The following is a 12,613-nucleotide window of genomic DNA, read 5'->3' on the forward strand; positions in this document are numbered from 1 at the left end:
ACATGTACAAAAAAAAATATTGTACAACATGAGAACATAGGCTAACTTTAGTTGTACAAGTTCATTGGTTTGTACAAGGTTGGTGCGATGACTATTTCAGTAGGTATAAGCGCATGTGTTCTCGGACAAAAAGTTCGCTTTGACGGCGGACATAAGCAAAACCGTTTTGCTGCTGATGAACTATCAAAATATTTTGATTTTAAGCCTGTTTGTCCTGAGGTTGGTATTGGGATGACAATTCCGAGACGCGCCATCCGGTTGTTGCAACTGCCAGCAGGCGATGAGCGTTTGGTGGACAGTAAAGACAATGACATCGATTTTACCTCTCAGATGCAAGATTTTGCGAAGCAGCAAATCACCCATTTTGGTGGTTTGCGAGGTTATGTCGTGTGTGCCAAGTCACCGACCTGCGGCATGGAAAGGGTCAAATTACACATCCCCAACGGCAATACTGTACCTGGTGGAAGTGTTGGGGTATATACTCGAGAGTTGATGGAAAAAATGCCTTGGTTACCCATAGAAGAAGACGGTCGTCTGCAGGATCCTGTACTGAGAGAAAACTTTGTTTTTCGTGTCTTTTCACTCAATGACTTCTATCTCTCGACCGGAGAAAACATAAGCTACGATGCCTTTGTTAAGTTTCACTCACGCTATAAGCTCGTTTTGATGGCGCATAGCCCGATAGCCTACAAAGAAATGGGCAGGTTGGTGGCTTCAATAAAAGAGTGGGATTTAACGGAATTCTATGTCGAATATCGCCAGCAGTTTATGGACGCCATAAAAAATAGGGCGAGCAAAAAGAATAACACCAATGTATTAATGCATCTTCAGGGTTATTTCAAACGCTCATTAACCAAAGAGCAAAAACAAGAGTTAGCCGAACTGATAATGAGCTATCGTGAGGGTAACCAACCAATACTGGTACCTTTAGCACTTATTAACCATTACCTGAAGCAATATCCTGATCCGTATTTACAGCTACAAACATTTTTGAATCCATATCCTGAGGAGTTGAAGTTACGTTATGGATTGTGATCATCAGTATTACGCAATAAAAGAAGTCTCCGATATAACGGGGGTGAATTCGGTAACCCTGAGGGCGTGGCAAAGACGTTATGGCTTGTTAAACCCGAAAAGAACTGAAAAAGGTCATCGATTATATTCTGAACAAGATATTGAGAAGATACGCCTTATTCTATCTTGGTTGGATAAGGGGGTAGCAATAGGTAAAGTGCGTCCTCTTATTGAAGGCGTGCAAGATGCCGAACAGGAAAGTGAACAGCCTGAAAATAAAAAGTCTGTCGACTCTCTATTATCAGCTTTAATCGATTGTAATGGTGCCAAACTAGATAAGCTGCTAATCCAGATAATGAAAGAGTATCCACTGGATGTCTTTGTTACGCATATTGTGAATCCTGTGGAAAGCGAGATAAAAAAAGCAGAGAACCCGTTGGCGAGCATTCAATTATCACTGTGGCAGTCAGCTATGATGCAGCGCTGTGTTGCGTTAATTACCCAAGCTAAAAAGCGCTCATCAAAATTATGTTATTTATTGAGCTTTGATCATCCTGACGATTACCGAATGTGGTTGCAGGCATGGCAGTTAACAGATGAGGATTACAACGTCACTGTTCTTGGCTCGTTAGACGGTAAGTTAACCTCCCTTGGAGCGGCATTGGAAGCATTGAAAGTCAGTAAATTGGTCGTGATTGGTGAAAGGCGTATATCGGCAAATAACCTGGAACAACTAAAAAAGCTGGTTGCGAATTCGCAGTGTCATTTTGAACTCGTTGGCAGTATCAGGACGATACACCAGGGTATGTTAGCTGAGCCGTAGTGGCCCGAAATAATCAACGGGAGTTTGTAGCATGGTTAATCAATCATTAGAAAAGAAAAAGGCGTCAGATACTCCCGAAGGTGCAAGTTTAATATGGTTTCGCTCAGATCTTAGGGTGGTCGATAATACAGCTCTCACGGCCGCAACACGTTGTAGTAACAATGTACTTGCAGCCTTTATTTCAACGCCAATGCAGTGGCATGAACATAATGTTGCCCCGATGAAAGTTGATTTTATTCGGCGCCGCCTTGATGTACTCAGGGAGCAACTTTCTGAACTCAATATACCGTTAGTTATTATCGAGGTGGATGACTTCGAGCAAGCGGCGCAGGCGGTTACCGATTTGTCTGTATCTCACAATATCAGCCAAGTTTATTGTAATCAGCAATATGAGTGGAATGAGCGTCTGCGGGATGAACTCACCGCAGGGCTGTTAGAGAAACACAACATCAGGTTCAGCGCGTTTGATGATGACTGCATTATTACGCCGGGGAAGGTACTGACAAGAAATGGTCAGCCTTTTAAGGTATTCACTCCCTTCAGACGTGAGTGGCTAAAGGTCTATCGTTTTGAAGTGCCTTCTGTCCATCCTAAACCTGAAAAGCAGCAAGCAAATGGTTTTATGGTGGATGTGCAACCAGAGCCGGGGATGTCGTTTACTTACCCGGCTGCAGACAGTGTTCACTGGCCGGTCGATGAAGAAGCTATCAAGCAGCGGCTTCGTATGTTTTGTGAAGAAAAAGCAGCGCTTTATCATCAGCAAAGAGATATTCCGGCCATAGATGGAACCAGTTGCTTGTCACCGTATTTGAGCATAGGAGCACTGTCTGTTCGTCAATGTATGGCTGCATTGCTGGCTGAGTTTCCGCAATGTTTAGATGATTCGAAAAGTGGCGCATTTTGTTGGTTAAATGAAATTATCTGGCGAGAGTTCTATCGTCACTTAATTGTGGCCTGGCCGAAATTAAGCCGGAACCAACCTTTTCTCGATTGGACCCGCAATGTGGTGTGGCAGCAGTCCGACTCTATGCTGAATGCCTGGCAGCAAGGCAGGACGGGCTATCCGATTGTCGATGCTGCGATGAGACAGCTCAGGCAGACAGGCTGGATGCACAATCGGCTAAGGATGATTACAGCCAGTTTTTTGACCAAAGATCTGCTCATTCACTGGCAAGCTGGCGAACAATGGTTCATGTCTCAGCTGATTGATGGTGATTTGGCTTCAAACAATGGCGGCTGGCAATGGGCAGCCTCGACTGGCACCGATGCCCAACCCTATTTCAGGGTGTTTAACCCGACCGTTCAGGGGGAGAGGTTTGATCCAGATGGTAGCTTTATCCGTACTTGGATACATGAATTACGAGACGTGCCAGATAAATATATTCATCAGCCGTTTTTATGGGACAAGGCGGAGAGTCTGAATTATCCGAAGCCGATTGTTGATCATAAAAGTGCAAGGCTCAGAGCTATTGAAGTATTTAAATCGGCCAAAGCTCTAATTGGTGAAGCCCAATAAACCGAATCGGGCTGGGTATTAAATATATTATGTTGAGGATTGAAATATGGCTGAACAGTCAGGGTTTTTGACAGCTAAATTTGTCGAAACATATAACCAACTTACCAAGCATAATTTAACTGAGCTTGAAGAACTCTATCATTCTGATGTGATTTTCGAAGACCCTGCCCACAAGATGGTTGGTTGGCCAAATTTACATGACTATTTCACCCGGCTATTTCGGACCGTCAACGAATGCCAATTCGAAGTACATGACACTTTATCATCACAAAACAAAGCCTACATTCAATGGACAATGACATTCAGCCATCCACGTATTGCAGGCGGAAAACCACGCTCTGTTAGGGGGTGTTCACGGCTAGAGTACAAAGATGATCGTGTTATTTATCATCGGGACTATTTTGACATGGGCGAAATGGTTTATGAGGGGGTGCCGGTTCTCGGCTCTGTTATCCGCCGGATAAAGGTGAGCATGTGATGATGGGACAAGTATTAATTACCGGGGCCAGCTCGGGTATCGGTGAACAGCTTGCAATAGATTATGCGGGAGACGGCTGGCAGGTATATGCCTGCGGCCAATCGCAGCAGCGGCTAGATCCACTCTGTCGGCACAGTGCAAATATTCAACCTGTTCAGTTTAATGTTACCGATATGGATGAAGTCACCCTAGCTATGACGTCATTGCCACAGGTTCCGAAACTGATCATTTTAAATGCTGGTACGTGTGAATATATCGAACACGGACAAATTGACGTCGAACTATTCAGGCGTGTATTTGATGTCAATGTCTACGGACTGCTTAATTGTATTCAAGCTTTGCAGCATTACTTTGATGCCGAAACCCAGCTGGTGATTGTTGGCTCAACGGCATCTTATATTCCGTTGCCCCGGGCTGAGGCATATGGCGCATCGAAAGCGGCTGTTGCCTATATCGCCAATACGCTTGCAATTGATCTTGCGAATAAAGGCGTCAAGGTCACGTTGGTCAGCCCCGGTTTTGTCAAAACACCGTTAACCGATAAAAATGACTTCGCTATGCCCATGCTGGTGACAACGCAATATGCGTCGGCTGCGATTCGAAAAGGTATTGCCGCCGGAAAAGCAGAAATTCATTTCCCACTTAAGTTCAGCTTATTTCTTAAAACGATTGCGCTATTGCCAACTCGGGTTCAGTTGGCTGTGGTTAAACGAATGACAGGAAAACAATCATGAAAATAGCCATTATCGGTACTGGAATATCAGGGTTAACATGTGCGTGGTATTTGCATCGTCAACATGATATTACCGTCTATGAAGCCAATGATTATATTGGTGGCCATACTGCAACGGTCGATGTCTCAGTGGCCAGCGGAGACTACGCGATTGATACTGGCTTTATCGTTTTTAATGATCGGACCTATCCGAGATTCGAGCGTTTGTTGTCGGAAATTGGTATTAGCGGCGATCCGACAGAAATGAGCTTCAGTATCCACAATGATAGCAACGGGCTGGAATATAACGGTCATAGCTTAGCATCCATGTTTGCTCAGAAGCGTAATATGGTTAACCCGAGGTTTTTATACTTTATCTATGAAATTCTCCGGTTTAACAAGTTGGCAATGTCGGTGGATTTGGCTGACGAGCAAAGCCGTACTTTGGGAGAGTTTTTACAGCTTCACAAATTCAGTCAGTATTTTGCCGAGAATTATATTTTGCCCATGGGCGCGGCTATCTGGTCCTCAACTTTGTCAGACATGCGTGCGTTTCCGTTATCGTTCTTTATTCGGTTTTTCCGAAATCATGGACTTCTTGAAGTGACAAATCGCCCGCAGTGGTTCGTTATCCCTGGTGGGTCGCGAGAATATATCAAGAAACTCATTGTCCCTTTCCGGGATAAAATATTGTTGAGCCAGCCGGTTAGAAAAGTAATTCGTCAGCAAGGGAAAGTCATCGTCGAAACCGAACTCAGTCGTGAAGTTTACGATCAGGTGATATTTGCCAGTCATAGTGATCAGGCGTTATCGATGTTAGGGGATGCCACGGCTGAAGAGCAGCGGGTACTGGGTGCAATGGAGTATCAGGATAACGAAGTTGTGCTCCATACCGACATCAAGATGCTGCCTCAATCTCGGGCTGCATGGGCTGCCTGGAATTATCACCTTGGTCCCTGCGTCGAAAATGGGCAACTTAGAGACAATAAGTTAGCCAGTCTGACCTACAACATGAATATTCTTCAGAATATTTCATCTCCCGAGACGTTTTGCGTCACTCTAAACCTGACAGAGCGGATAGCGCCGGAAAAAATACTCCGACGGTTTACGTACGCTCATCCTGTATTTTCCACGTCGAGCATGATGGCGCAGCAAGCAAGAAGCGATATTAACGGTGTTAACAACACATGGTACTGCGGGGCCTATTGGTATAACGGCTTTCATGAAGACGGAGTACATAGCGCGCTAGATGTGGTAGACGGTATATCAAAACTTGCCACAGAGCCAGTCACAGATGAATTGCAGGCAAGTCGGTCTCATACTGCAGCCTCTCAGGTTGAGGGAGAAAGGTATGAATAGCGGACTGTATGTTGGCACTGTCAGGCATCGACGGTTCACACCGGTAGAGCACAGTTTTAGCTACCCGATGTTTATGCCCTTGATAGATCTCGATGAGCTTGAAGAATTACAAAAAACTGTGAAAGGGTTTGGTAAGAGCGTATTGAATTTCGCCCGTTTTCGTCCACTGGATTTTATGAATGATCCAAGTGCACAAGAACAGGCTAGAGATATTGACCCTCAATCATTAAAGCAGGCTGTGCTTGCCAAGGTCGAGAACCTGACTGGAGAGCGAGTCCAGGGGCGAGTCATGATGCTCTGTCAGCTTCGTTATGCCGGCGTGTATTTCAGTCCGCTGAATATGTATTACCTCTACGATGAACAGGGTAATTGGCGCTGGGTATTGGCCGAGGTAAGCAACACTCCCTGGAACGAAAGGCACTATTATGCAGTGCCAGCTGGCTCACGCTATCACAATCCTAAAGCTTTTCATGTCTCGCCATTTAATCCGATGAGCCAGGAGTACCATTGGCGGCTCAAGGCTCCAGAAAAACAACTGGTTGTGCATTTGGATATTCGCTCTAGTGGTAGGGACCAAAATATCATGGATGCCACCATGGTAATGAAGCGCCGACCTTTTACGACAAAAGTGCTCTGGCAGCTTATTAGCGCCACACCGGTTCAAGCAATAAAAATAGTGATTGGTATTTATTGGCAAGCATTGCGGCTGTGGTTGAAAGGTGCGCCTTTCTACAACCATTCGCCAAGTAAGCAGATTCCGTCAAATCAAGAATAGAACAGTAAATAAGGGGCTCATTATGTTTAAAAGTGATGTAAGTCGTTCTGAGTTGGTGATGACGGGAACAGAGAATATTGCCCGCAAAGTGATCTTCAAGGCACTTGAACAGCTTGAAGGCGCAGGGCTTACCGTCGTCGAACAGAGTGGAGATACGTATTTTTTTGGTGAGCGTCAGGCCAGTTGTCAGGCTCAGCTGATTGTACAAAATCCTGCGTTCTATAAGCGGTTATTGTCTGGCGGCAGTATTGCAGCTGGTGAGTCTTATATTGATGGTTGGTGGGACTCCCCCGATGTGACTCAAGTTGTGAGAGTAATTGCCAAAAACCTGCCAGTTATGGAGCGGATTGAGAAAAAAATGAGTTGGCTGAGTGTGCTGAGAGATAAGTGGGTACACCGAACCCAACGTAACAGCAAGGAAGCCGCTAAACAAAATATTTTGGCCCATTATGATCTCGGTAATGATTTCTACCGTACCTTCTTAGACCCGAACATGCTTTATTCGGCGGCTATTTATGATGACAAGCATCAGGAGTTGTTTCAGGCGCAGATCAACAAGATGGACAGGCTTTGCCGGAAGTTGAATCTGACTGAATCAGATCATCTGTTGGAAATAGGTACAGGATGGGGAGCGTTAGCGATACATGCGGCCAAGTACTACGGCTGTAAGGTGACAACAACGACCATTTCCGATGCGCAGCACCAATGGGCCAAAGAGCGAATTGAGCAGGAGGGGTTGTCAGATCAAATAACCTTGTTGCTCAGTGATTACCGGGAACTGAGTGGCCAGTATGACAAGATTGTCTCGGTGGAAATGATAGAAGCTGTCGGTAAGGAGTATCTGACCACTTACATCAAAAAGTGCCAGTCGCTGCTGAAACCCGAAGGTTTGTTTGCTATTCAGGCGATTACGATGAATGACCAACGCTACGATAGCTACAGCAAGGGTGTCGACTTTATCCAGAAGTACATTTTTCCGGGAGGCTTCTTACCGTCAGTGACCACAGTCGCCAATCAAATGACCGAACATAGTGATTTCATTATTCGCGATATTAAAGATATCGGTATGGACTATGCGAAGACATTGGCAGACTGGCATCACAACTTTAACGACAGTATCGAGAAGCTTACAGAGCAAGGGTTTGATAATAGGTTCATCCGAATGTGGCGGTTTTATCTTTGCTACTGCGAAGGTGGCTTTTTAGAGCGCAGTATTAGTACCGTTCAACTCGTTGCCAGTCGTTCGGGATGGCGTGAATAGCCGTTTCAAACTGGAGGTTGTATGCCTGCTCGTCAATTACTGATTATTGGTTTGATCTTTAATGTTTATTGGTTTCTGGCGGTGATAGGTCAGGGGCAGTTTGTTTGGCTTCTGGCTATTTTGTTGCTCGCTTGCTGGTGGCGTTACCAGGGGACGTGGCGGTTTGGACTGATGTTGGGCGCAACGGGTGTGCTGATGGACTTGATGCTTAGCTGGATGGGTCTCTACACGTTTGCAGCTAATGCTTTTCCAATTTGGTTAGTGCTGCTTTGGCTAGGTTTTGGATCCTTTGTCTGGATAGTGCGCCAGACTATAGTGGCTAACTCGCCATACATCATAGTGGTGCTGGGCGGTATAGGCGGGACCATGAGCTATTTTGCCGGTTACCGGTTCGGAGCCGTAATGTGGCCGTTAGGCATCGAGATTACCCTTATCTGTATTTTGGTGTGCTGGTTATGTTTTTCGGTATTGGTATTAGCGCTTCTCAATAGATGTAACAGGCAACAGTTGGAGGGTGTATGAAGGTAGTAATAGCATTGACTTTCCTGTTGGCCGTAATGACAGCAACAGCCAAGACACCATGGCAAAGCTGGCCAACTGTCGGGGATGCTCGGCTAAAATGGGGACCTTGGGTGATTTATGATTCCGAACTGAGAACGCCAACGGGAATTTATCGCAACGATACTGAAGATCTTGCCTTAGTGATCAAGTATCAGCGTAACGTTGATAAAGAAGATCTGCTGGAAGCTACCGATAAGCAATGGAAGCACTTGGGGATCTCTGCACAGAAACGTCAGGCATGGTTATCACGTTTGGCTGAAATCTGGCCGGATGTACAAAAGGGGGACAGGTTGATTTTTGTCATTGAGCAGGCTGGAGGTGTTTTCTATCAGGATAACCGTCAAATTGGAGTGCTGACAGACCAAGAAATGTCAATGTCGTTTCTTCATATCTGGCTATCTCCAAGGACTTCCTACCCGGATATTCGTCGTCAACTGATTGGGCAAGCCTAAGTTCATTAGCTGTAAATATAAGGCATACACGAAAAAAAAGCCTGAGAAAGCAAGCTTGGAAAAGGCATGAAGATTTGGAGAGGCTACATGGTATTTACGTTGAAACGGCTTGTCATGGCGGCCGTTGTATTATTGCTTCCTGGTTGCTCTCTATCGATTGATGAATATCAGGGAACAGAACCGGATTTTAACCTGTTTGAGTATTTTGACGGTACTGTTATGGCCTGGGGAATGTTACAGGACAGAGACGGAAAGCAGACCAGACGTTTTGAAGTGGTGATTCAGGGACGTGTACAAGGCAATACGTTAACGCTCGACGAGGACTTTATTTTCGATGACGGCGAAAAGCAACAGCGAACCTGGGTGATTACACGTACAAGTGATGGGCATTATTCAGGACGGGCTGGTGACGTCATTGGGCTGGCAACAGGCAAGTCAGTCGGTAATGCGCTTAATTGGCAATATGTACTCCGTATTCCGGTTGATGATACGACTTACGATATTAGTATTGATGACTGGATGTACAGGCAAGATCATAAGCGGGTATTTAACATCGCCACAATGACTAAATGGGGAGTTAGGGTAGGGACACTGACATTGTTTTTTGAAAAGCAATAATAGTCGGCTCAGGTTCAGCAACTGGCCATAAGTTGACGTTTATATTTTTGTTTCGCTTCATACATGTCAGAATCAGCAAGACAAAGCAGTGAGTGAATGTCGTATTCATCTATGTCACACCGCTGAATTAGGGTATAGCCAATTGAAGCCGAACAGTTAACATTGTCAATTGCAAGGCCTCCCCCGATATCATTGAGGAGTTGTTTGTGCTGGCGTCTAAATGCGTTCTTGTCTTCAAATGTTGATAGCAAAGCGAATTCATCTCCACCCAGCCTCCCGACAACGCCTGTGTCACAGCTCAGCTTATTTAAGCGTTTTGCTGTTTCGACCAGGACCAAATCACCAAAAGCATGACCATACTGATCGTTGATTGTCTTGAAGTTGTTGATGTCGATATAAAACAACGCAACGTAGTCATCGTGTTTGTTGTAGTCATCGATCTCTAGTTGCAACTTCTGACAAAATGCCCGCCGATTATAGGCATTGGTGAGAAAATCATAGGTTGCAGACTGCATTAGCTCTTCTTCAATTTCGTATTTTTCGAGTGTAACAGCGCATACCGATGCCGCCATTTCTAAAATTTCCAGCTCGAAAGGCGAGGGGCTTGATGGTTTGCGACTGTAAGTGGCGAAAGTACCTAATAGCTTGTTCTTAGAGGATAAGATCGGAACAGACCAGCAGGAGGAAAGATTGGCTCTGGAAGCGATGGTTTTGAAGTGATCCCAGTTACTGTGTGTATCGATGTTTTCAGTGATCACTTTCTGTCTATGGTATGCAGCAGCCCCGCATGAGCCAACGGTTGGCCCGATGTGAATACCTTCAATCGCTTTGTTATAACACTCAGGTAAACTGGGCGCACAGGCACAGTGAAGGGTGTCTGTTTTTGGATTGAGCAGCATGATTGATGTCAACCGATCGGTGTAGATGTTCTCGGTAACGTCAATCAGCTGTTCGAGCATTTCCTCTTTCTGTTGTCCCAGGGCGAGCATCCGCAGGATTTTATTGAAAGCTCTGTGCGCGTGAAGAAGTTCGTTAATCAAAATACTTCCTTTCAGGCTAACTGTTTATTATTAGAGTTGCTTTTAATAGTTATCTTTTAATTTTATCCAATAACGTTTATGCAACAAAGCCAAGGCGTCGAAGTTTTGATATTTATTGTGAAACTGTGACCCTCATAATATATTTGTCAATTGTGGTAGTGATTTATCAGCTGACTCCCCGCGACATCGCAACAATCCGTTTGAGTATCCACCTAAGCAGCAGTGGGATCTCTTCAATGTTATCTTCGTCAGTATATTCAACCATGGCCAGCGCAACATCCGGTTTTGCGTGACGCTTAAGGGCCCTCAATATAATCTTTTTGGGCGGTACCTGGCTATCATGTGGGATGTTTGCCAGACGACGGAACAAAGGCTCGTAACCATTGTTAAACAGGAAGTGTTCGATATCCCGGTTAGGCAGCACGGTTAGTCGGTGGCGTTCGGCTTCGTTGCCCAATAAATTTCGGACAGTATCGGCATATTTTTTACCGGCCAGATCACCGTCAGCGACGAGGTGCCACTCAATTCCCAGGCTCCTTGCTACCTTAATGAGCGGCTTCAGGCCACTTTGTGCAAACTCAATAATTTGTACACCTTCAGCGGCCAAGTTATAACCGCAGATACGGGCAAATTCATTGAACAACCAGACTTCGGTTTCCCCTTCGACTAACAACCAGGCACGGGCAAACAGTGCATTGGGCCGATGAAGCCGAACATGGAAAGTTACTCGTCTTTCTTCGTCACGGCTGAGCCTCTTTGGAAGTATCGAATAGACATGGGTACGGTCCGGCTCACGAATCAACTTTTTGATCGTGTGTAACGGCACAACACTCGTTAGATCCGGGCTATTAGTCGTTAAGATCTTCTGCATAGGCATATTCATAATAAATGACCAGGCCTGGTGCAGAATGGTTGGGTGAAGTCGGCCTTCTGGATCTTCGAGGATCATAATAGGGCGCGAAATACGCTTCAGTTCAACCGGCCCTCTTGCTCGGATAAACGCATTGAGTAAGCCCATTAGCACCAGTCGACCTTGTTTGGTCATCTGTGGTTGGGTGAGTTGTTCCAAGGGATTGACGGCGTACTGAGCTTTGACCGGAAAGTGAGCGCGGTTAAAATCCTTTGAGCGATTGTGTGGCGTAAAAGCGAAATAATGATCAACCAGAGTTCTTAACGCATTAATGCTGCTTTTAATTTCTTCAGGACTAACATGCCCCGGTCGGGTCATGAGCCGTTCGCAGGTGTTTTCAAGGCGCCGTTGGATACGCGCGTTTTCAGTCTTCTCTTTGTCACCGTTGCTATGACCATTCCCGTTACCATTGCTGCTAACGGGTTCAGTACGCAGCCTGCGCGCATCTCGAATCCTGACAATAGGGTGTAAAATCATCAGCTGGCGAGCGAGTTTGTCATTGTCGTCGCAATCTATAACTTGGCCGTTTTGATTGAGGAATGCACGGTGATTAATGATTTTGTCGTCTTTGACAATGCTGTCGAGCTGATAGTAAAGGTGCTTGATATCATCGTTACCTTCAACCCAAAGGGGAGCAAAGCACTTGTATTTACGTAGCTTATATTCTCCCGGATAGTCTTCTTTCCAATGAAGAACGATCTGCAACTGGGTCATCTTGGTATGACCTGCCGTGTAGTCGACATGAAAATCTGAGAACTTAAAATTATAAAACTTGGTATCAGGAGAGAGGGCGATACTTAACGCATCGAGCAATGAAGACTTACCCCAGGCGTTTTCACCGATAAGCACTGTTAACTCATCAAAAGTCAGTGATAGGCGTTTGATCCCTCTGAATCCAGAAACTTCAATTCGGTTTAGCTGCATAGTTCACCTCTAATATTTAGAGTACAGCACCTTTGTCGTATATGTGCGTGTCAAGCTCACAGAACAGTAAGAACTCATTGATTTTAAAGACTCAATCGCCAAATTAGACTGAAAGCTTGTTGTTATTCAGTCAGGTTGATATAGTCCGGAAAACTGAATTTGCCGGCATT

Annotated in this window: 13 protein-coding genes; 11 read left to right on the forward strand and 2 right to left on the reverse strand. The window is 45.3% G+C overall.

Annotation, left to right across the window (positions count from 1 at the left end):
* The first annotated feature begins 87 nt into the window (after positions 1–87).
* The 11 genes from L4D19_RS18070 (at position 88) to L4D19_RS18120 (ending at position 9,569) form a co-directional block, all read left to right on the forward strand.
* On the forward strand, positions 88–1,035 hold the full coding sequence (locus tag L4D19_RS18070; protein ID WP_428453632.1) for a YbgA family protein: 948 nt from the start codon (positions 88–90) through the stop codon (positions 1,033–1,035).
* Entirely contained in the window at positions 1,025–1,837 is an 813-nt protein-coding gene (locus tag L4D19_RS18075; protein ID WP_428453633.1) for a MerR family transcriptional regulator, read from the forward strand. Before L4D19_RS18070 ends, L4D19_RS18075 begins: the two co-directional genes overlap by 11 nt.
* A gap of 31 nt (positions 1,838–1,868) precedes the next feature.
* On the forward strand, positions 1,869–3,353 hold the full coding sequence (gene phrB / locus L4D19_RS18080; protein ID WP_428453634.1) for a deoxyribodipyrimidine photo-lyase: 1,485 nt from the start codon (positions 1,869–1,871) through the stop codon (positions 3,351–3,353).
* Between the two features lie 46 nt (positions 3,354–3,399).
* Entirely contained in the window at positions 3,400–3,831 is a 432-nt protein-coding gene (locus tag L4D19_RS18085) for a nuclear transport factor 2 family protein (protein WP_428453635.1), read from the forward strand.
* Between the two features lie 2 nt (positions 3,832–3,833).
* Positions 3,834–4,565, forward strand: a complete 732-nt coding sequence (locus L4D19_RS18090) for an SDR family NAD(P)-dependent oxidoreductase (protein WP_428453799.1) — start codon at positions 3,834–3,836, stop codon at positions 4,563–4,565.
* Positions 4,562–5,902 carry an NAD(P)/FAD-dependent oxidoreductase gene (locus L4D19_RS18095; RefSeq protein ID WP_428453636.1) on the forward strand — a complete coding sequence of 447 codons (1,341 nt, stop codon included), beginning with the start codon at positions 4,562–4,564 and terminating at the stop codon, positions 5,900–5,902. Before L4D19_RS18090 ends, L4D19_RS18095 begins: the two co-directional genes overlap by 4 nt.
* Complete coding sequence (locus L4D19_RS18100) at positions 5,895–6,677, forward strand: DUF1365 domain-containing protein (protein WP_428453637.1); 783 nt, start codon at positions 5,895–5,897, stop codon at positions 6,675–6,677. Before L4D19_RS18095 ends, L4D19_RS18100 begins: the two co-directional genes overlap by 8 nt.
* A 22-nt stretch (positions 6,678–6,699) precedes the next feature.
* Positions 6,700–7,938, forward strand: coding sequence for a class I SAM-dependent methyltransferase (locus tag L4D19_RS18105; RefSeq protein WP_428453638.1), 1,239 nt, complete (start codon positions 6,700–6,702; stop codon positions 7,936–7,938).
* A 21-nt stretch (positions 7,939–7,959) separates the two neighbouring features.
* Positions 7,960–8,460 carry a DUF2878 domain-containing protein gene (locus L4D19_RS18110; protein ID WP_428453639.1) on the forward strand — a complete coding sequence of 167 codons (501 nt, stop codon included), beginning with the start codon at positions 7,960–7,962 and terminating at the stop codon, positions 8,458–8,460.
* Positions 8,457–8,951 (forward strand): chalcone isomerase family protein, encoded by a 495-nt coding sequence (locus L4D19_RS18115; RefSeq protein ID WP_428453640.1) that lies wholly within the window; start codon positions 8,457–8,459, stop codon positions 8,949–8,951. Before L4D19_RS18110 ends, L4D19_RS18115 begins: the two co-directional genes overlap by 4 nt.
* Before the next feature lie 87 nt (positions 8,952–9,038).
* Positions 9,039–9,569, forward strand: coding sequence for a DUF3833 domain-containing protein (locus L4D19_RS18120; RefSeq protein WP_428453800.1), 531 nt, complete (start codon positions 9,039–9,041; stop codon positions 9,567–9,569).
* Positions 9,570–9,583: 14 nt separating this feature from the next.
* Here L4D19_RS18120 and L4D19_RS18125 read toward each other — a convergent pair whose 3' ends face one another.
* Both L4D19_RS18125 and L4D19_RS18130 read right to left on the reverse strand, forming a co-directional pair.
* On the reverse strand, positions 9,584–10,609 hold the full coding sequence (locus tag L4D19_RS18125; protein ID WP_428453641.1) for a sensor domain-containing diguanylate cyclase: 1,026 nt from the start codon (positions 10,607–10,609) through the stop codon (positions 9,584–9,586).
* A 166-nt stretch (positions 10,610–10,775) separates the two neighbouring features.
* Positions 10,776–12,443 (reverse strand): ATP-dependent endonuclease, encoded by a 1,668-nt coding sequence (locus tag L4D19_RS18130; RefSeq protein ID WP_428453642.1) that lies wholly within the window; start codon positions 12,441–12,443, stop codon positions 10,776–10,778.
* Between the last annotated feature and the right edge of the window lie 170 nt (positions 12,444–12,613).

Source organism: Photobacterium kasasachensis (assembly GCF_050336885.1).
Taxonomy (GTDB): domain Bacteria; phylum Pseudomonadota; class Gammaproteobacteria; order Enterobacterales; family Vibrionaceae; genus Photobacterium; species Photobacterium kasasachensis.